Source organism: Pararhizobium gei, from assembly GCF_029223885.1.
GTDB lineage: Bacteria > Pseudomonadota > Alphaproteobacteria > Rhizobiales > Rhizobiaceae > Pararhizobium > Pararhizobium gei.
Genome location: NZ_CP119409.1, coordinates 1,684,597 through 1,704,218 on the forward strand (window position 1 = coordinate 1,684,597; position 19,622 = coordinate 1,704,218).

At 61.9% G+C, this 19,622-nt stretch carries 22 protein-coding genes; 14 read left to right on the top strand and 8 right to left on the bottom strand.

Annotation, left to right across the window (positions count from 1 at the left end; genetic code table 11):
- The first annotated feature begins 200 nt into the window (after positions 1-200).
- From PY308_RS08125 to era, 5 genes are all read left to right on the top strand, one after another.
- Positions 201-674, top strand: a complete 474-nt coding sequence (locus PY308_RS08125) for a DUF2062 domain-containing protein (protein WP_275789985.1) — start codon at positions 201-203, stop codon at positions 672-674.
- A gap of 27 nt (positions 675-701) precedes the next feature.
- Positions 702-1,121, top strand: coding sequence for a holo-ACP synthase (gene acpS / locus PY308_RS08130; protein WP_275789988.1), 420 nt, complete (start codon positions 702-704; stop codon positions 1,119-1,121).
- A 121-nt stretch (positions 1,122-1,242) separates the two neighbouring features.
- Positions 1,243-1,986: a signal peptidase I gene (gene lepB, locus PY308_RS08135; RefSeq protein WP_275789989.1), complete on the top strand. Its 744-nt coding sequence runs from the start codon at positions 1,243-1,245 to the stop codon at positions 1,984-1,986.
- Entirely contained in the window at positions 1,983-2,702 is a 720-nt protein-coding gene (rnc, locus tag PY308_RS08140; RefSeq protein WP_275789992.1) for a ribonuclease III, read from the top strand. The genes lepB and rnc overlap by 4 nt, the downstream gene beginning before the upstream one ends.
- Positions 2,703-2,816: 114 nt before the next feature.
- Positions 2,817-3,749, top strand: a complete 933-nt coding sequence (gene era, locus PY308_RS08145) for a GTPase Era (protein WP_275791058.1) — start codon at positions 2,817-2,819, stop codon at positions 3,747-3,749.
- 33 nt (positions 3,750-3,782) lie between these two features.
- Here era and arsH read toward each other — a convergent pair whose 3' ends face one another.
- From arsH to PY308_RS08170, 5 genes are read right to left on the bottom strand one after another with little or no spacing between them, the layout of a single operon-like run.
- Entirely contained in the window at positions 3,783-4,508 is a 726-nt protein-coding gene (gene arsH / locus PY308_RS08150; protein WP_275789995.1) for an arsenical resistance protein ArsH, read from the bottom strand.
- Positions 4,483-4,905 (bottom strand): arsenate reductase (glutaredoxin), encoded by a 423-nt coding sequence (gene arsC / locus PY308_RS08155; RefSeq protein WP_275789997.1) that lies wholly within the window; start codon positions 4,903-4,905, stop codon positions 4,483-4,485. Before arsC ends, arsH begins: the two co-directional genes overlap by 26 nt.
- On the bottom strand, positions 4,902-5,600 hold the full coding sequence (locus PY308_RS08160; protein ID WP_275790000.1) for an aquaporin: 699 nt from the start codon (positions 5,598-5,600) through the stop codon (positions 4,902-4,904). The genes arsC and PY308_RS08160 overlap by 4 nt, the downstream gene beginning before the upstream one ends.
- Positions 5,597-6,121, bottom strand: a complete 525-nt coding sequence (locus PY308_RS08165) for an arsenate reductase ArsC (protein WP_275790002.1) — start codon at positions 6,119-6,121, stop codon at positions 5,597-5,599. Before PY308_RS08165 ends, PY308_RS08160 begins: the two co-directional genes overlap by 4 nt.
- A complete protein-coding gene (locus PY308_RS08170; RefSeq protein ID WP_275791059.1) occupies positions 6,114-6,470 on the bottom strand; it encodes an ArsR/SmtB family transcription factor in 357 nt (118 codons plus the stop codon). Before PY308_RS08170 ends, PY308_RS08165 begins: the two co-directional genes overlap by 8 nt.
- Before the next feature lie 170 nt (positions 6,471-6,640).
- Here PY308_RS08170 and PY308_RS08175 point away from each other — a divergent pair, with 170 nt between their 5' ends.
- The 8 genes from PY308_RS08175 (at position 6,641) to PY308_RS08210 (ending at position 17,506) form a co-directional block, all read left to right on the top strand.
- Positions 6,641-7,651 (top strand): glutathione S-transferase family protein, encoded by a 1,011-nt coding sequence (locus tag PY308_RS08175; RefSeq protein ID WP_275790004.1) that lies wholly within the window; start codon positions 6,641-6,643, stop codon positions 7,649-7,651.
- Positions 7,652-7,751: 100 nt separating this feature from the next.
- Positions 7,752-10,094, top strand: coding sequence for a Tex family protein (locus tag PY308_RS08180; RefSeq protein WP_275790006.1), 2,343 nt, complete (start codon positions 7,752-7,754; stop codon positions 10,092-10,094).
- 86 nt (positions 10,095-10,180) lie between these two features.
- Positions 10,181-10,951 (top strand): DNA repair protein RecO, encoded by a 771-nt coding sequence (recO, locus tag PY308_RS08185; RefSeq protein ID WP_275790008.1) that lies wholly within the window; start codon positions 10,181-10,183, stop codon positions 10,949-10,951.
- The gene (locus PY308_RS08190; protein WP_275790009.1) at positions 10,941-11,450 is read left to right on the top strand and encodes a PaaI family thioesterase; all 510 of its coding nucleotides are present in this window, start codon (positions 10,941-10,943) and stop codon (positions 11,448-11,450) included. The genes recO and PY308_RS08190 overlap by 11 nt, the downstream gene beginning before the upstream one ends.
- 197 nt (positions 11,451-11,647) lie before the next feature.
- Positions 11,648-14,500: a DUF2339 domain-containing protein gene (locus tag PY308_RS08195; RefSeq protein ID WP_275790011.1), complete on the top strand. Its 2,853-nt coding sequence runs from the start codon at positions 11,648-11,650 to the stop codon at positions 14,498-14,500.
- A 4-nt stretch (positions 14,501-14,504) separates the two neighbouring features.
- Positions 14,505-15,161 (top strand): HD domain-containing protein, encoded by a 657-nt coding sequence (locus PY308_RS08200; protein WP_275790012.1) that lies wholly within the window; start codon positions 14,505-14,507, stop codon positions 15,159-15,161.
- Between the two features lie 77 nt (positions 15,162-15,238).
- Positions 15,239-16,084, top strand: coding sequence for an MOSC domain-containing protein (locus PY308_RS08205; protein ID WP_275790014.1), 846 nt, complete (start codon positions 15,239-15,241; stop codon positions 16,082-16,084).
- Positions 16,085-16,264: 180 nt separating this feature from the next.
- On the top strand, positions 16,265-17,506 hold the full coding sequence (locus PY308_RS08210; protein ID WP_275790016.1) for an MFS transporter: 1,242 nt from the start codon (positions 16,265-16,267) through the stop codon (positions 17,504-17,506).
- Positions 17,507-17,624: 118 nt separating this feature from the next.
- On the opposite strand, the gene PY308_RS08215 is transcribed toward PY308_RS08210, so the two are convergent.
- Entirely contained in the window at positions 17,625-17,855 is a 231-nt protein-coding gene (locus PY308_RS08215) for a DUF6434 domain-containing protein (RefSeq protein ID WP_275790019.1), read from the bottom strand.
- Between the two features lie 8 nt (positions 17,856-17,863).
- On the bottom strand, positions 17,864-18,097 hold the full coding sequence (locus PY308_RS08220; protein ID WP_275790021.1) for a hypothetical protein: 234 nt from the start codon (positions 18,095-18,097) through the stop codon (positions 17,864-17,866).
- A 167-nt stretch (positions 18,098-18,264) separates the two neighbouring features.
- On the opposite strand from PY308_RS08220, the gene PY308_RS08225 reads away from it, so the two are divergent.
- Entirely contained in the window at positions 18,265-18,741 is a 477-nt protein-coding gene (locus PY308_RS08225; RefSeq protein ID WP_275791060.1) for a superoxide dismutase family protein, read from the top strand.
- A 33-nt stretch (positions 18,742-18,774) separates the two neighbouring features.
- Here the strand turns inward: PY308_RS08225 and PY308_RS08230 are convergent, their stop codons facing one another.
- Positions 18,775-19,605, bottom strand: coding sequence for a mechanosensitive ion channel family protein (locus PY308_RS08230; RefSeq protein ID WP_275790023.1), 831 nt, complete (start codon positions 19,603-19,605; stop codon positions 18,775-18,777).
- Positions 19,606-19,622: the final 17 nt, after the last annotated feature.

Below are 19,622 nucleotides of genomic sequence, written 5' to 3' on the forward strand. Positions count from 1 at the left end.
GCAGCTATGTTAATTCCTGGAATGGGCCACTGGCTTATCGCGTCGCCGCAGGCCGCAGCCGTCATTGGACAGCCGCATCGGCTTCGTCTATCACAGGGACCATGTTGTTCAGACGCAGGCAGCCGGCCACCTGGTCAGGAAAGTTTCGGGAATTCCTCTGGCCGCGGAAGGGCTTTTCGCGGGGAATCCGCTATCTCTCCATGCGCGTCATGAGGCTCAGCGCATCGCCGCATGCGATTGCGACCGGAGTAGCAGCCGGCGCCGCTTCCTCGGCTACGCCGTTCATCGGCTTCCACATCGTCATCGCGCTTGCGCTCGCCTATCTCCTGTCCGGCAATCTCGTGGCAGCCGGGATCGCCACGGCTCTTGCCAATCCTTTGACAATCCCTCTCATTCTCACCGCCATCTACGAGGTCGGCACGGCAATTCTCGGCGTGCATGACAGCGCCGGTCTGTCCGGCGACAAAATTCTTGGCATGCTGCGTCATCTTGAGCTGGCGGAACTCTGGCAGCCTCTGCTCAAGCCGATGTTGATCGGCGCGCTGCCGGTTTCGCTGGCAAGCGCGGTAATCTTCTATATTGCCGCCTTCTGGGCCGCCCGTCTGTTCCAGTCCCGCCGCCGCAGCTTGGTCAGAGAGAGCCGGGCCGGGCATATATCGACGGAGCGCAAATGACAAAGCGCATGCTGTAGTGGAGTTTCGATGATCATCGGTATCGGCAGTGATTTGATCGACATCAGGCGCATCCAGAATTCGCTCGACCGCTTCGGAGAGCGGTTCACGCAGCGTTGTTTCACGGAAATCGAGATCGCCAAGTCCGAAGGGCGCAAGAATAGAGCGGAATCCTACGCGAAACGTTTCGCAGCCAAGGAAGCCTGTTCGAAGGCGCTGGGCACGGGCATGGCGCAAGGCATCTTCTGGAAGGACATGGGCGTCGTCAATCTGCCTGGCGGCAAGCCGACGATGCATCTGTCTGGGGCCGCCGCCGAAAAGCTCGCCCAGATGCTGCCGGCCAATCATCGCGGCATCCTCCATCTGACGATTACCGACGATTTTCCGCTCGCTCAAGCCTTCGTGATAATCGAAGCTCTGCCCGTTGCTCCGGAATACGGAAAAGTTTAGAGCATTGCGGAATAAACCAGTTCAAGAACATCCGCAGCGCATGCGCCGTTCAGTCGGCCTATAGCCAGCGGCGCTCGCACGGCTTGATCGGGCGTGCGCAACGAGATCGAGGATAGACGGCGTGGCAGAAAAAATCGAGACGAAGCAAAGCGGCCTCTGGGAGAACGTCAAGGTCATCATCCAGGCGCTGCTGCTGGCCGTTGTCATCCGCACCGTCTTCTTCCAGCCTTTCACCATCCCGTCCGGATCGATGATGCCGACGCTGCTTGTCGGGGACTATATCTTCGTCAACAAGTTCGCCTATGGCTATTCCAAATACTCCTTGCCCTTCGCACCCGATCTTTTCGAGGGCCGAATTTTTGCGAGCGAGCCAGAGCGCGGCGATGTGATCGTCTTCCGGTTTCCACCAAATCCGGATCTGGACTACATCAAGCGTCTGATCGGCTTGCCCGGCGACAAGGTTCAGGTTCGCGACAGCATTCTCTATGTCAACAACAAGGCCGTCCAGCGTGTACCGGACGGCGTTTTCCGTGCAGACGGCCAGTACAACACCGGGGATGACGTCCCTGTTTTTCGTGAAACGCTCGACAATGGCGTGAATTTTGACACGTTGGATCAGTTTCCCGACTCGAGCACCGACAACACTCGCGAATTCATCGTTCCAGCCGGTCATTATTTCATGATGGGCGACAATCGCGACAATTCCGCTGACAGCCGCTTGGACGTCGGTTTCGTGCCCGCCCAGAATCTTGTCGGCCGGGCCAGCCTGATCTTCTTCTCGCTTGGCAACAGCACGTCGTTCCTCGAAGTCTGGAAGTGGCCGGCCAATCTGCGTTACGACCGTATCTTCAAGGGCGTCGAATGAGCAAGGCGGGCCGTTCTCTGGATACCGAGAGCCGGCAACGGCTTGAGGCTGCCATCGGCTACAGCTTCGTTCAGAAGGAACGGCTCGACCGGGCGCTGACCCATGCCAGTGCCCGCGATGCCAAAGGCTCGAATTACGAACGGCTGGAGTTTCTGGGAGACCGGGTGCTCGGGCTTTGTGTTGCCGAACTCCTGTTCCAGACCTTCAAGGATGCGACGGAAGGCGAGCTTTCGGTTCGCCTGAACCAACTGGTGAGCGCCGAAAGCTGCGCTGTGGTGGCGGACGGCCTGTCGTTGCATTTGTATATACGCACCGGCGCCGACGTGAAGAAGCTGACCGGCAAGTCCATGCTCAACGTGCGGGCGGATGTGGTGGAATCGCTGATTGCCGGGATCTATCTCGATGGTGGCCTGGAGGCGGCACGCGGCTTCATCCTCAGGCATTGGGGTGCCCGTGCCAGCCGGGTCGATGGCGCCCGGCGTGATGCCAAGACGGAATTGCAGGAATGGGCGCATGCCAAGTTTGGCGTCACGCCCAATTACCGGATCGACGAGCGGTCCGGTCCGGACCACGATCCCCGCTTTACGGTGACCGTGGATATTGCCGGCATCGCGCCGGAAACCGGCGTCGATCGCTCGAAGCGCGCCGCCGAACAGGTGGCCGCGACGAAGATGCTCGAGCGCGAAGGCATCTGGAAAGCGGCCCCGGCGGACTGACCGGGAAACCGCTCCGCGTTAAAGACAGTCGATCTTTTGACAGAGCTATGCGATCCTGCACAGCATCGGCGTCCCGGGCTGACACTATGGGCGCACAACACGAATGACGGTATGATGAACGAAATCACCAATGACACCTTGGCACCGCAAGCTGCCCCCACGCGATCGGGCTTTGTGGCCCTGATCGGCGCTACCAATGCCGGCAAATCGACGCTGGTCAACAAGCTGGTCGGCGCCAAGGTGTCGATCGTCAGCCACAAGGTCCAGACGACCCGCGCCATCGTGCGCGGCATCGCGATCCACAAGCAGGCCCAGATCGTGTTCATGGACACGCCCGGCATCTTCAAGCCGCGCCGCCGCCTCGATCGCGCCATGGTCACCACCGCCTGGGGCGGCGCCAAGGATGCCGACGCCATCATGATGCTGATCGACAGCGAACGCGGGCTGAAGGGCGACGCCGAGACGATTCTCGAAGGGCTGAAGGATGTCGAGCAGCCCAAGATGCTGGTGCTGAACAAGATCGACCAGGTCGAGCGCGAGGATCTGCTGAAGCTCGCCACCGCCGCCAATGAATTTGTCGATTTCGAACGCACTTTCATGATTTCGGCGCTCACCGGCTCCGGTTGCGACGACGTGCTCGACTATCTCGCCATGAAGCTGCCCGAAGGTCCCTGGTACTATCCGGAAGACCAGATCTCGGATCTTCCCATGCGCCAGCTTGCTGCCGAGATCACCCGCGAAAAACTGTTCCTGCGCCTGCATCAGGAGCTTCCCTATTCGTCGCATGTCGAGACCGAGAAGTGGGAAGAACGCAAGGACGGCTCTGTGCGCATCGAGCAGGTGATCTATGTCGAGCGCGACAGCCAGAAGAAGATCGCGCTTGGCAAGAACGGCGACGCGATCAAGGCGATCTCCATGGCCTCGCGCAAGGAACTGTCTGAAATCCTCGAACAGCCGGTGCACCTCTTCCTTTTCGTCAAGGTGCGCGAAAACTGGGGCGACGACCCCGAGCGGTTCCGCGAGATGGGGCTCGAGTTTCCGAAGTAGATCAAAGGCGCCGCAAGGGCGCCTTTTTCCTCTCTACAGATTTCTCAGCGCGACACGCTGCTCCAGCTTCTCGGCGTCCTCCTTACGCTCGCTATAGCGGTCGGTGAGATAGCCGGAGATATCGCGGGTCAGCAGCGTGAACTTCACCAGTTCCTCCATGACATCGACGACACGGTCGTAATAGGAAGACGGTTTCATCCGGCCGTCCGCGTCGAATTCCTGGAAGGCTTTGGCGACCGAGGACTGGTTCGGGATGGTGATCATCCGCATCCAGCGCCCGAGAATGCGCATCTGGTTGACCGCGTTGAAGCTCTGCGAGCCCCCGGAAACCTGCATGACCGCCAGCGTGCGACCCTGTGTCGGGCGCACGGAACCGACGGACAGCGGTATCCAGTCGATCTGCGCCTTCATGATGCCGCTCATGGCGCCGTGCCGTTCCGGACTGACCCAGACCTGGCCTTCCGACCATAAGGACAGCTCGCGCAATTCCTGCACCTTCGGATGACTGGCGGGAGCGGCATCCGGCAGCGGCAGGTCCCGTGGATCGAAGAAGCGGACGTCTGCACCGAAATGCGTCAGCAACCGGCCCGCTTCCTCGGCAAGAAGCCGGCTGTAGGATACTGTGCGCAACGAGCCGTAGAGAAGAAGAATGCGGGGCGGATGGGCGGAAACGGCCGGCCGGAGCGCATTCGGATCGGGCTGGCGCAGATGGGCGAAATCGGCTGCGGGAAGGTCAGACAATGCGCTTGCCTCCTTCATCGAGTACCTTTTCGCCATCTTCCTTGGTGAAGGCGCCCTGGTGCGTCTCCGGCAGGATGTTGAGCACGACTTCCGAGGGACGGCAAAGCCGCGTGCCGAGTGGCGTGACCACGAAGGGACGGTTGATCAGGATCGGATGCGCGAGCATCGCATCCAGAAGCTGGTCGTCGGTTAGAGCCGGATCGGCCAACCCTAGATCGTCATAGGGTGTGCCCTTTTCGCGGATGGCGCCGCGCACGCTGAGGCCGGCATCCGCAATCATCGTTTTCAGCATGCTGAGCGAGGGGGGCGCCTGAAGATATTCGATAACGACCGGCTCGATCCCGGCGTTGCGGATCATCGACAGGGTGTTGCGGGACGTGCCGCACTCCGGATTGTGATAGATGGTGATGTTCATGGCTGGGTCCGATGGCTTGGGTTTTCGGGAGAAGGCGGCGAAAGCAGCCAGTTCATAAGGACGAGCGCAAGCAGGGCACCCGCTGTTTCGGCGATGACGAAACCCGGAAGGTCGAGCGGACGGATGCCGGCAAAACTGTCGGTGAGGGAGCGGGCGAGCGCGACGGCCGGGTTTGCGAAGGATGTCGAGGCGGTAAACCAATAGGCGGCGGTGATGTAAAGGCCGACCAGCCACGGCACGCCCTGCCGGTTGAAGCGGATGCCGGCAAGGATGATCGCCACGAGGCCGAACGCCGCGACGCCCTCGGAAAGCCATTGCGCCGTCCCTGTCCTGACCTTCAGCGACGGACTGATGATCGCCATACCGAACATCAGATGGGCCACCACCGTCCCGGCTATGCCGCCGGCGCATTGGGCAAGCATATAGAGGGCGAGTGCCCGCCGCGACAATTCGCGCTTCAGCGCGAAGACAAGCGATACCGCCGGATTGAAATGCGCCCCGGATATCGGCCCGAGGATGGTGATCAGCACGACGAGAATGGCGCCGGTCGCGATCGTATTGCAAAGCAGCGCCAGCGCCGTGTCGTCCGACAGGCTGTCGGCCATGATGCCGGAGCCGACGACAGTCGCCACAAGAAGGGCAGTGCCAAGCGCCTCGGCAACCAACCGACGACTGAGGTCGAATGTCTCGGTCACGCCTTTGGTCCGGCGATCGAGGCACCTTCCATGGAGCCGATAGTGCGCAGATGCGTCTGCATCGCCAGCCTGTCGAGCGAACTGTGCGGCAGGGAGAGAAAGGCCATGATGCGGTTTTTCAGGAAGCGGGCCGCTTGCGAAAAGGCGCGTTCCTTTTCGAAATCGCTCCCCTCGACGGCCGCGGGATCCTCGACACCCCAGTGTGCGGTCATCGGATGGCCAATCCAGACGGGACAGGATTCGCCAGCCGCGTTGTCGCAAACCGTGAAAATGAAATCCATCTGCGGTGCGCCGTCGATGGCAAAGACATCCCAGCTTTTGGAGTTGAAGCCGGTCGAGGGATAACCCAGAGCGCCCAGAACCTTGAGGGCCAGGGGATGGACGGTCCCCTTGGGATAGCTGCCGGCGGAATAGGCGGCAAAACTGCCCTTCCCTTCGGCGTTCAGAATGGATTCGGCAAGTATTGAGCGGGCCGAATTTCCGGTGCACAAAAACAGCACATTGTAGATGCGGTCAGGCATTGGCTTTTTCCTTTGGAGTGCAACAGGGAACAAGAGCGGCGACGAGCGGCGTGCACAGATCCGGATGACCGGCACAGCAGTCTTTCAGCAGGAATGTGATGACATCGCGCAGGCTGTCGAGGCTGGCGCGGTAGACGATGGACCGGCTGTGACGCTCGGCCGTCACGAGACCGGCGCGCTGCAGAACCGCCAGATGCGTCGACAGGGTATTGTGGGGAACGCCGAGCAGCCGGGCGATCTCGCCGGCCGGCAGACCGTCCGGTTCGTGCATGACGAGCAGCCGGAATGCATCCAGGCGCGTGGTCTGGGCGAGGGCAGCGAAAGCGTTGACGGTCGTTGAATTGTCCATATTTCGAGACTTATCGATATAATGACTTTCCGTCAAGATGGATGCGTCGTGCATGCGCGGATCGCCGAACAGTCTGTCGCGCAGCAACCGGCTTGCCGTTTCCTTCCGCGCGTGGGAATTCAGAGATCTCGAATGCCCGACGATTTCGGGCTTGCGCAAGGACAGTCCCGATGCCGCAGCTGGTCGATGGAAAATGGGAAAAGGGCGACGTGGCCGCCAGCGAAATGAAGGGCGGCGCCTTTTATCGAGAGCCGACGGGGTTTCGCAGCTGGATTACGGCCCATGGCGAGCCCGGCCCGGAAGGGCAGGCCGCATTGCCGGCGGAGGTGGATCGCTACCGACTCTTCGTCGCCTATATCTGTCCCTGGGCATCCCGCACGCTGATGATGCGCAACCTGAAAGGCCTGCAGGACGTCATTTCCGTGTCGGTTTCGGAGCCGGAGCTTGCTGAAAACGGCTGGACCTATGCCGAGCCGCAGGACGCGGGGCCACGCGTCAGCAACATCCGCTACCAGTACGAACTCTATGCGGCGACCGACCCGCATTTTACGGGAAAAGTGTCCGTTCCGGTTCTGTGGGACATGAAAGAGGGACGGATCGTCAACAACGAATCCGCCGACATTATCCGAATTCTCAACACGGCTTTCGATCACATCACCGGCAACAACCTCGATTTCTATCCGGTTTTGCTGAGAGACAAAATCGATCGCTGGAATGTCCCGGTTTACGACTCGCTCAACAACGGCGTCTACCGCGCCGGCTTCGCCAAGACCCAATCCGCATACGAGGAAGCGGTTGCCGGCGTTTTCGCCATGCTCGACAGGCTGGAATCGCATCTGTCCGCTAATCGCTACCTGGCGGGCACATTTTTCACCGAAGCCGATATCCGCCTCTTCGTCACCCTGATCCGGTTCGACGCCGCCTATCATGGCGCCTTCAAATGCAATCTGCGGCGGCTGGCGGATTACCCGAACCTTTCCGGCTATCTCCGGGAAATCCATCAGTGGCCCGGCATTGCCGAGACCGTGCGGATCGATCACATAAAACGCGGATACTACTCGATCGCGCATATCAATCCGACAGGGATCGTGCCCCTCGGGCCCGTGCTGGACCTTGATCAACCGCATGGCCGCACGTGGCTGACGGGGCAGGGCATCATGGGGGAGGCGCCAATCGCGTGATCCTTCTGTGGATGCTGGCTGACGGACATGCGCCTTTACTTGGCCTTGATGGCCTGCGCATCTATGGTCCGGCCAGATCACCAGAAAATTACGGAATGCCATGTCTCCCCAACCTCAGTCGTCCAAGCCTCAGCCGTCCAAGTCTATCGCCGTCCTCATCGCCCAGGAAATAAAGGCGACACCTGCCCAGGCGATCGCCGCCATCGAGCTGCTGGACGAAGGGGCAACCGTTCCCTTCATTGCGCGCTACCGCAAGGAAGTGACGGGCGGTCTCGACGATACGCAACTGCGCAATCTGGCCGAACGGCTGGTCTACCTGCGGGAACTGGAGGCCCGCAGGGTGTCGATTCTGGAGTCCATCCGCAGCCAGGACAAATTGACGGCGGAACTGGAAGGCAAGATCGCAGCGGTGACGACCAAGGCGGAGCTTGAGGATATCTATCTCCCCTACAAGCCGAAGCGCCGGACCAAGGCAGAGATCGCCCGCGAGCGGGGCCTCGGTCCCCTTGCCGAAGCGATCCTCGCAGATCGCCGCATAGCGCCGGCCGAGCGCGCCGTGGGATTCGTCACTGCCGACGTTCCCGACGTGAAGGCGGCTCTGGACGGCGCACGCGACATCATTGCCGAAGGCATCACCGAAAATGCCGACCTGCTCGGCCGCCTGCGCGCCCATATGCGGCAAAACGCCGTCCTGCGGTCGCGCGTGGTGGAGGGCAAGCAGGAGCCGGGCGCAAAATTCTCCGACTATTTCGATCACTCCGAGCGCTGGGCAACGGTCGCCGGCCACAGGGCACTGGCCATGCTGCGCGGCTGGAACGAGGAATTCCTGTCCGTCGATATCGTCGTCGATCTCGACGACACGTCCCCGGTCAAACCGGTGGAGCGCAGCATTGCAGCCGCCTACGGCGTCGGCGGGACCTTGCCCGGCGACAAATGGCTGATGGAGGCGATCGGCTGGACATGGCGGATCAAGCTGTCCATGTCGCTGTCGCTGGACCTGATGCGCGAACTGCGCGAGCGGGCCGAAGAGGAGGCGATCCACGTCTTTGCCCGCAATCTCAAGGATCTGCTTCTGGCGGCGCCCGCTGGTTCGCGCCCGACCATGGGCCTCGATCCCGGCATCCGCACGGGCGTCAAGGTGGCGGTGATCGACGGCACCGGCAAACTGCTTGAAACCACCACCGTCTACCCCTTTCCGCCGAAGAACGATGTGCGCGGCGCCCAGGCGGAACTGGCAGGCCTCGTGCGCAAGCACAAGATCGAATTGATCTCCATCGGCAATGGCACCGGCAGCCGCGAAACCGAGCGGCTGGTTGCCGACATGCTGACGCAGCTGCCGGCCCCAAAGCCCACCAAAGTCATCGTCTCCGAGGCGGGCGCTTCGATCTATTCGGCCTCGCAGGCTGCGGCGGATGAGTTTCCAGGCCTTGACGTGTCCTTGCGCGGCGCCGTCTCCATCGCCCGGCGCCTGCAGGATCCGCTGGCTGAACTCGTCAAGATCGAGCCGAAATCCATCGGGGTCGGCCAGTATCAGCACGATGTCGATCAGGGACGGCTCAACCGTTCGCTCGAAGCCGTTGTCGAAGATGCGGTGAACGCCGTCGGCGTCGATCTCAACACTGCATCCGCGCCGCTTCTGGCGCGGGTATCCGGGCTCGGCAAATCCTCGGCGGAAGCGATAGTGTCCCATCGCGACGCGACAGGGCCTTTTGCAAGCCGCAAGGAGTTGATGAAGGTGCCGCGCCTCGGCGCCCGCACCTTCGAACAGGCTGCCGGTTTTCTGCGTATCCGCGACGGCAAGGAGCCGCTCGACGCATCGTCTGTGCATCCGGAAGCCTACGGCGTGGCCAAGAAGATCGTCGCGGCCTGCGGCCGCGATCTTCGCTCCATCATGGGCGACAGCGCTGCGCTGAAGCAGCTCGATCCGAAGACGTTCGTCGATGAACGATTCGGCCTGCCGACCGTCAAGGACATCTTCGCGGAACTGGAGAAGCCCGGACGGGATCCGCGCCCGAGCTTCAGGACGGCAACCTTCGCCGATGGCGTCGATGACATCAAGGATCTGAAGCCCGGCATGCTCCTCGAAGGCACGGTCACCAATGTTGCCGCCTTCGGCGCCTTCGTCGATATCGGCGTTCATCAGGACGGGCTTGTGCATGTCTCGCAACTGGCCGATCGCTTCGTCAAGGATCCGCATGAGGTGGTGAAGGCCGGCGACGTCGTGCAGGTGCGCGTGACGGAAGTCGATATCCCCCGCAAGCGCATCGCTCTTTCCATGCGCAAGGACGGAGCCGCCGAGCAAGACGCGCGCGAGGCGAGAGGCGACGCAAAGAGTGCGCAGCAGAGCCGGCAGAATCAGAACCGTGCACCTCAGCCAAAACCACAGGCTCCATCGCAGGGCGCTTTCGGCGCTGCTCTTGCTGAAGCGATGAAGCGAAAATAGCGCTGCCGTCGGAAGAATGATGGTGAGGCACGACCGCCGCTGTCGCCGCATTGTCTTCGGCGGCGTCGGAAGGTAATCATCGCAGCATGCAATGGACGGATCAGGCCATCATCATCGGCGTCAGGCGGCACGGGGAAACCTCCGTTGTCGCGGAAGCGATGACGCGGAGCCACGGGCGCCATCTCGGTCTCGTCCGCGGCGGTCGTTCGCGCACGATGCAGCCGGTGCTGCAGCCGGGAAACGAAGTGGAGGTGACCTGGCGCGCGCGTCTCGACGAGCATCTCGGCGAATTCCGCATCGAGCCCGTGCGTTTGCGGGCGGCGCGCCTGATGGAGGCTGCAACCTCGGTTTATGGGGTTCAGGCGATGGGCGCCCTGCTGCGGCTGCTGCCCGAGCGCGATCCGCATCCACATCTGTTCGAGGCACTCGACGTCATCCTTGAGAACCTTCACGATCCCCGCGATGCCGGCGAACTGTTCGTGCGCTTCGAGATTGCCGTGCTGAACGATCTCGGCTTCGGTCTCGATCTCCTGGAATGCGCCGCGACGGGCGCGCGCTCCGATCTGATCTATGTCTCGCCGAAATCCGGTCGCGCCGTAAGCCGGCAGGCGGGTGCTCCCTATGCCGACAAGATGCTGTCGCTGCCGGCCTTTCTGTCGAAGGAGGGCCGCGCGCATGCCGCCGACTACGACAGCCTGTCGGCGGCGTTCAGGATGACCGCCTTCTTTCTTCATCGTCACGTCTACGAGCCCCGCGGCCTTGGGTTGTCCACGGCCCGCGACGGCTTTGTCCAGGCGGCGTTGAAGGCGTTGAAACCCCGCGCCACCACCCCCCAGGAAGCAGACCATGACGACTGAACTTTACCCCGGAATGACGGTCTCGGGCATCGGCACCATTCCCTTCGAGGCACTCGCCCGCGATGGTGGCCTGAAAACGATCCTTGACATGCTGGTTGGCATCCATCCCGCACCTTCCATGGCGGCAACGCTTAAATTCGGTATGAAGGAGGCCGAGGAAGGACGGGTTTTGTTTACGGGCCTGCCGTCCGCCGAACATCTCAATCCGCTTGGCACCGTGCATGGCGGCTGGGCGGCGACCATCATGGATTCGGCGCTCGGCTGTGCCGTCATGACGACGCTGAAGCCGGGCGAGGCCTATACGACCGTCGAGTTCAAGGTCAATCTGGTGCGTCCCCTTTTGCCGGGCATGGGCGAAGTGTCCTGCGAAGGCAAGATCGTCCACCGCGGTCGCTCATTGGCGACGTCGGAAGCCTGGCTGAAGGACAAGAACGGCAAACTGCTGGCCCATGGTACGGAGACCTGCGCCATCTTTCCGCTCGAAAACCTGATGCGCTGAGCCCGGCGGACGAAAATGAAGGCATCGGCGATGAGCATCACCGCCGCACGCCTTGCCCGCCGCCATATTTCGCGACTTCGTGACAGGTTTGCGACAAAGTGCCGAAGAGATCGCCATGCTGAACCGTCCTGCATTTGGTGCGGCGGTAAAAACCTGTATGGTTGCGCCGGCGCGCCACATCCGGCCCGGGGGAAAACATGGAAGTCCTTGCTTTCGTTGCCTTTATACTTGCTTTCGTGGCATGGCGGAACGGCCGCAAGGCGGTGAGCCGGCTGGAGGTGGAGATCGAGGCGGTGAAGACCGAACTGGCGCGGCTGGAGGCCCGCTACCCGGTTTCGGCGGTTGAAGCGGCACCAGCCCTGCCGGCACACGGAGCCATCGACGAGCGAGGGGCTCCGGTTCCGGAATCAGCGCCCCAAAATGACGGGCCTCTGACGGAGGTGCAGAAAAACGCCGGCGTCTTCGGGCGTCTGCCGCTCACCCAGGATGCGGTCGAAAAGGCCTCGCGTGGGGAGCCCGTCGCGGCAAGGCTCGCTGGATTGACGGTGACGGATGCCGTGGAGCCCCGGCCGAAGGAAAGCCTCGAAAGCCGCCTCGGTGCACGCTGGGCCGTCTGGGTCGGCGGCATCGCGCTGGCGCTCGGCGGCATTTTCATGGTCAAATATTCGATCGAAGCCGGCCTGCTCAGCCCTGCGGTGCGGCTTTTCATGGCGGCGACCTTCGGCCTGCTGCTTCTTGGTCTCGGAGAATTCATCCGCCGCCGCGCCGTGCCTTTGGTGGCAGACGCTTTCCAGAATGCCATGGTTCCGGGCATCCTGACGGCTGCCGGCGCGGTGACGCTGTTCGGTGTCTGCTATGCGGCGCACGGCGTCTACGGTTTTATCGGACCGGGTGCTGCTTTCCTGCTTCTGGCGCTCGTGTCCTTTGCGACCGTTGGCCTGTCGTTGCTGCATGGACAAGCCCTGGCGGGGCTCGGGCTGGTTGCCTCGCTGCTGACGCCGGCGCTGATATCCACCGAAAGTCCAAGCCCGTGGAGCCTGTTCGGCTTTCTCGGCATCGCCTGGACTGCCACTCTGCTTGCCGCCCGCATCCGCCGATGGGCCGTGGTTCCTTCGATTGCCAATATCGGGCTTTGCCTTTGGGCGCTCGTCTATATCGCCGCCGCCACGCCCTTCCAGACGCTGCCGGTGACACTCGTCATGCTGGTTATGGTTGCCGGAACAGGTTTGGTCTGGCCGGGTAGCGAACCGGCGGACGCTCCATCCGAGGTCTTCGCGGCAGGCCCCTGGGGGCCAGAGCGTCCCCAAGCCGAAGCCCTGTCCACGCCGTTTCGGCGACTGATGGCGCCGCCTTGTGTGGCAATCACGGTCACGGCAAGCATCGCGGTGCTGCTCACGGCCCTGACCATGATCAGTCCGCTTGCCACCGCTTCGGGCTATCCTGTCGCCGGCTTCTGCGTTCTCACCGCAGCCCTCGGCATGCTTGGCGCCACCCGGCGCTATGCCGTCTACGCTGCCCTTCTCGCGGCAGTTGCCGCTGTGCTTGGGACATGGAGCGTGCTGTCGCTGAGCGACCTGCTTTTGCGCATCGACCCGGCATTGCCTGGCGCTGTCGCCCACGCCATAGTGCCCGGCGGCACCGCCATGCGCGCCGGCATGACGCTTTCCGCGATCTTCATTCTGCTTGCCGCCGTAGCAGGCCACCTGCATCTGGCGCGCCAACCGGCTCTCGTTGCAGTCTGGGCGGCAATCGCGGCCGCAGTTCCCGTGACCGTGACCGGCATGTCCCTGCTGATGACGGGCAATCTTGCCTTTGATTTGCCGCACGGCCTGTTTTCCCTCCTGACCGGCGCCGTGCTTCTCGGCCTGGCCGAGGGGCTGGCACGCAGAAGCGCGGCGGATAACGACATCCGCGTGCCCCAGGCCTTTCTGGTTGCCGGATCCTTCGGTCTCTTTCTCATTGCGCTGCTTGCTGTCACGGACGGCGTTGCAACGACGATCCTGATCGCGCTGCTCGGCGCGGCCTATGTCGCCGCCACAAGACTGCGAGCTTGGAAGGCACTGCCCTGGATGATGGTGGGTGCCGCAATCGCCGTGCTTGGCCGCATCGCCTGGGAGCCGACGATCGTCGGCCCGGCCAACCTTTCCACGACGCCGGTCTTCAACGCATTGCTGGCCGGCTACGGCATTCCCTCGCTGCTGCTCGTTGCCTCCGCCTTCGAACTCAGACATTGGCCAGACGTGAAGCTGCGCAACCTGTTGCAGGCGCTTGCCAGCCTGTTCACGCTGCTGACGGTCGCCATCCTCGTGCGGCATGCCATGAACGGCGGGGTTCTCGACAGCGCGACGCCGACGCTGGGCGAACAATCGATCTACACGCTGCTGGCCATCGGCGCCTCCGCCATCCTGATGACGCTGGACCGGAAAACACCGAGCCCGGTGTTCCACTATGGCAGCATGGCCGTCGGCGTCCTGTCGATGCTGTCCATTCTCGGCGCGCATCTCATCGGTCTGAACCCCTATTTCAGCGGCGAGTCCCTCGGGTCCATCCCGTTCTTCGATCTGCTGCTGATCGGCTATTTGCTGCCGGGCCTGGGTTATGCCGGCCTTGCCCGCTATGCCCGCGGCAAGCGGCCTGTCCCCTATGTCGTCGCACTGGCAGTAACCGGCGCAATCCTCGCCTTTGCCTGGGCGACACTTTCGGTTCGACGCTTCTGGCAGGGCGCAAGCATCGCCGACTGGAAGGGGTTCCTGCAAAGCGAAACCTATACCTATTCCGTCATCTGGCTGTTGCTCGGCGTGCTGCTGTTGGCGCTCGGATCGCGCTTCAACGCCAAGAGCATCCGCATCGCCTCGGCTGTGCTGGTTTTCGTCGCCGTGCTGAAAGTCTTCCTGATCGACATGGCCAACCTCGAAGGCTTCCTGCGGGCCTTGTCCTTCATCGGGCTTGGCGCCGTCCTCATCGGCATCGGCCTGTTCTATCAGAAGATCCTGTCGGGCAAATCCGCGCCGCCCGCCGACCGGGCGACGGATACGGAAGGAGCGGCTTGAGCCAATGACCCCCGTTCGTTCCATCGCAGCAGCATTTACGCCCTATGAAGCGCTCGCCGAGCGACTTCTGCCCCATGCTGTCTCCGGCAATGACGGGTCGCATGATGCGGCCCATCTCATCCGCGTCTGGAAAAATGCGAAGCGCATTCATGGAGCCGAAGGCGGCGACCTCAGGCTTTTGACGGCAGCAGTGCTTCTGCACGATTGCGTGGCGGTGGAGAAGAATTCGCCGTTGCGCGCCGAGGCGTCGCGACTTGCTGCCGAAAAGGCCTACGCGCTTCTCGATGAGCTCGGCTGGCGCACGGTTGACATCGCTGCCGTTGCCCATGCGATCTTGACGCACAGCTTCTCGGCCAATCTTGCGCCGGAAAGTCTGGAAGCCAGGATCCTCCAGGATGCAGACCGGCTGGATGCCATCGGCATGATCGGCGCCGCCCGCTGTTTTTATGTCGCCGGGCGCATGGGCAGCGGCCTCTACGATCCGCTCGATCCGCTGGGCGAAAACCGCCCGCTGGACGATAAAGCCTATGCCATCGATCATTTCGAGACGAAACTGTTCAAGCTGACCGGCGGATTTCAGACTGCGGCCGGCCGCGCCCTTGCCCGACAGCGGCAAGAACGGCTGCGCGCCGTGCTCGCCATGCTGATCGAAGAAATATAACCGGTTCAATTGCTTGCGAAGACCGGCGGAATCGGTTTGCAATAATGTTGAATCAAAAGCTGAAGACGAGGCAGACGATGAAAGTGACCGCACTCAACATCCACCCGCTGAAGAGCGGCCGTGCGATCCCGCAGACCTCCGTTTCCCTGCGCCTGGACGGCTTTGCAGGAGACCGGCGTTTCATGATCGTCGAACCGAACGGAAAGTTTATCACCCAGCGCGACCTGCAGGCGCTGGCGCAGGTCGAGGCCGTGCCTGTCGAGTGTGGCGTTCGCCTGAGCATGAACGGACAATCGCTGACGGCAATTTTCGACCCGGTTAGCCGTCTCGACGTGACGGTCTGGGGAAGCGCTGTCAGTGCCGCCGTGGCGGAGGAGAACGTCAACGATACACTCTCCGGATGGCTCGCCCGCCCGGTCAGGCTCGTCCATATGGATGATGACGCAACGCGGCTGGTGGGCGAGGAATGGGCCGGGCGGCCGGTGCCGGTCGGCTTTGCCGATGGTTTCCCGATCCTGATCACGGCAACGGCATCCCTTGCCGATCTGAATGCGACCCTCTCGTCGGCCGGCCAGCAACCCGTCGGCATGGACCGCTTCCGCACCAATATCCTTGTCGATACGGAGGAGCCCTGGGAGGAGGATTTCTGGGAGAGCATCGACATCGGCGGCATCGTTTTCGATCTCGTCAAGCCCTGCGCGCGCTGCATCATGACCACCCAGGACCAGACGACCGGGGAGCGGACCGGCGGCAACCCCATCCAGGGACTGGCTGTGAAACGCATGTCGGCCGACCGCCGCGCCTCAGGCGTCATGTTCGGCTGGAATGCCGTCCCACGGGGCGAGGGAACGGTGAGCCTTGGCGACGCGATGAGCATCGTGACGGTGCGGCAGGAGCGCTGGCCAATGAAAATCCGGGGGTGAGGGGCGATCCCGGCGATTGGGGCGGCCAAGAAGCACAGCCAACCAAACCCGCATAAGGCGCTGCGGAGCGGTGATTACCTCCCGCATAGATCAATTCGCTTGATCGCCGCGTCATTTTATTTGGCTTTTTTTGCGCAGTGTCGGAGCGTAAGGTCACGATCTCAGTATTCGGAGACCATCATGTCTGCTGTTCCCCAATCCACACTTCGCGAGTCGGCTGTCAGCCCCGGTTTGCCCTGGCTGATCATTATCGCCGGCTCGCTGATTGCCGTGCTGACCTTCGGGCCACGTTCGGCCATGGGGTTCTTCCAGCTTCCGATGCTGGCCGATACCGGCTGGGACCGCACGACCTTCGGGCTTGCCATGGCCTTCCAGAATCTGGCCTGGGGTGTCAGCCAGCCGTTCTTCGGGGCGATTGCCGATAAGTATGGCTCCTGGCGGGTGCTTGCCTTTTCCGGTCTTGTCTATTCTGGCGGCCTGATCCTCATGGCCCATGCCGATGCGCCGATCTGGCTGCATATCGGCGGCGGCGTCATGGTCGGCCTTGGTGTCGGCGCCGGTTCCTTCGGTATTCTGCTGTCGGCCTTTGCCCGCAACGTGACGCCGCAACAGCGTTCCATGGCCTTTGGCATCTGCACAGCCGCGGGTTCGGCCGGCATGTTCCTGTTCGCGCCGCTGAGCCAAGGACTGATCTCGGCGTATGGCTGGTCAGACAGCCTCGTCTATATGGGCATTCTGATGCTGCTGGTGCCGCTGTTCGCTATCCCGCTTCGGGGCAATTCGTCCTCCGGCAGCCAGAAGGAAGCGCTCTACAAGCAGTCTATCGGTGAAGCGCTGAAGGAGGCGCTCGGCCACAAGAGCTACCTGCTTCTGGTCACAGGCTTCTTTGTCTGCGGCTATCAGGTCGCCTTCATCACGGCGCATTTTCCGGCCTATATCGGCGATATCGGCATTGATGCGCGTTATGCGGTGATCGCGCTGGCGCTGATCGGTTTCTTTAACATCATCGGTTCGCTCGCGGCCGGCGTCATCGGCCAGCGATATTCGAAGCCCTATTTCCTGGCCTATATCTATATCGGCCGCTCGATCGTTGTTTCGGCCTTCCTGCTTCTGCCACAGTCGCCCACCTCGGTGATCATCTTTGCCGCTGTGATGGGTTTGCTCTGGCTGTCCACGGTGCCGCCGACCAATGCCCTGGTCGCCATCATGTTCGGCACCCGGCATCTCGGCCTTCTGGGTGGCGTCGTCTTCCTGTCGCACCAGGTCGGGTCGTTCCTGGGCGTCTGGATGGGCGGCTATCTGTACGACCGTTTCGGCTCCTACGATCCGGTCTGGTGGCTTGGCGTTGTGCTCGGCCTGTTCGCCGCCGTCGTGCATTGGCCCATCCAGGAAAAACCGGTCGCCCGGCCTGTCGCCGCTTGACGGATGATCCCGAAGTATCACGCGAAAGCAGCGGGAGTCATTGGGATGCCGGCTCCCGCGAAAATCACTGTCACCCTCCGGCACCCGACATAGGCTCTGATGTCGCTCAGCGTCTCGACTACAGTCTTGATTCGCTTTTCACTTGCTGCTGCCGTTTCCACTCATCGGCAACGTCACCCATGGTCTTGGGCCGTCCATCCTTTATCCACGCCATGAACGGCCTGTCGAAGGCAAAGCCCTCGCCGCATTGCGACATGAGAAAGCGGCGGACATTCTGCGTGTTTCTGTAGGATGCGGTGATCGGCGTCGTGCGGTCGATCGGGTCGGTATGCCAGTCGAAATTTTTCACGAGATTTCCTACGGCTGAAGGACGAAGGGGCAGACCGCCCGGGGATCGACAGTGAGCGTCCTGCCGCAATCGTAGCGGCAGGTTTTGAACGGGCCGCCCGCCTCGTCGCCGGTCAACGTGCATGCCATGGTCGCCCGAGGCTCGCCCGTACCGCCCTTGTTTCCGAAATAGTCAGGAATGGCCGGCCTCTCCTGCGGTGGCAAGAGGAGAGAGCCGGCAAGAATGAGAATGGTCACTGTCATTGCGGTGTCTTTCGCGTCTTTGAGCCGCAGCGATTTCGTCACGTCGATTTGTCTGACTGCCCGCCGTTATTTCGGAACCGGCTGCGGGCATGGCACGTTCCGTCAGAATACAGAAATCTGGAGGTAAGTTCGTGAAACATCATTTAATTCTGGCGACAGCATTCCTGATGACGGCAAGCGCCGTGGCCGCGCAGTCGTCTTCGCAGACCGCCACTGCGAATTTCGTCGGCAAGGACGGCAAGGAAGCCGGCCGCGCGACATTGACCTCGGCAAAGAACGGCGTGTTCATGGAGGTCGAAGTAACGGGGCTTCCGGCTGGAACATGGGTCGCTTTCCATGTTCATGAAACCGGTAGATGCGATGCCGAGCACAAACACGAATCGGCCGGAGGACATTTCAATCCCGGCAAGACCGAGCATGGCTTTCTCGCAGCCAACGGTCCGCATGCCGGTGACATGCCGAATCAATATGTCGGCGCGGACGGTATGATGCGGGGCCAGGTTTTCAACACCATGGTCGTTCTCGACAATTCCGAAAACGGTATTCGCGGCAGAGCCTTGATGGTTCACGCCAAGCCGGACGATAATCGCAGTCAACCTTCGGGGGATGCTGGCGAGAGGCTGGCCTGCGCCGTCATCGAGTAGGCGTTGTGAGACTGCCTTAAATCGAAGAGCCGGCTACTGGGTAGCCGGCTCTTCGTTGGCTTCTGGAGCCGGCGGCAGGTAGAACATGGACTTGGCAGCCCGCAACATCTCCCGTGTGGTTGCCCACCACCTGTTTGTCGTGACCCAGTAGCGTAGCGTCAGGACTGTCTCGTCTTTCGTCAGATCGGCGATGAAGGTTGTGGGTGGGGGCGAGGTCTCGACGGCCGGGTTGCTCCTCGCCAGATCCATCAGCGTCGCCTGGGCCGCATCAATATCCTGATCATGGCCAAGGCTGACGGTCAGGTCATGGCGGCGTAGTCGCTCCCGGCTGAAATTTGTGACTGGCACATTCCAGAGCGTCGAGTTCGGCGCCAGGCGATACAGGCCGTCGCCGGTGCGAAGCTCGGTCGCAAACAGGCCGATCTCTGTCACCGTGCCGCTGACGGAGGATGTTTCGATCGACTCGCCGACCCGGAAAGGACGCAGCACCAGCAGCATGATTCCGGCGGCGATATTTTGCAGCGTGCCTTGAAGCGCAAGACCGATGGCGAGACCTGCAGCACCCAATGTGGCAATGATGGATGCGGTCTGGACGCCGAATTGCCCCAGCACGGTAATGAACACCAGAAGCATCAATGCATAGCGGATGATGTTGGAGAAAAAGCGCGCCAGCGTCTCATCGATGCCTCTGACACGGGATAGCCCGGCATAGGCCCAGTTGTGCAGCATTCTGGAAATCACCCAGCCGGCAAGCAGCAGGATGAGCGCCCCGATTACAGAGAAGGAATACTGCACGGCGAGCGCACTTGCCTGGCTGAGGGCCGTGCGCGTGGCGATGACGACGTCTGTAGCCTGTTGTTCCATTATGCCTTTCCTTGTTC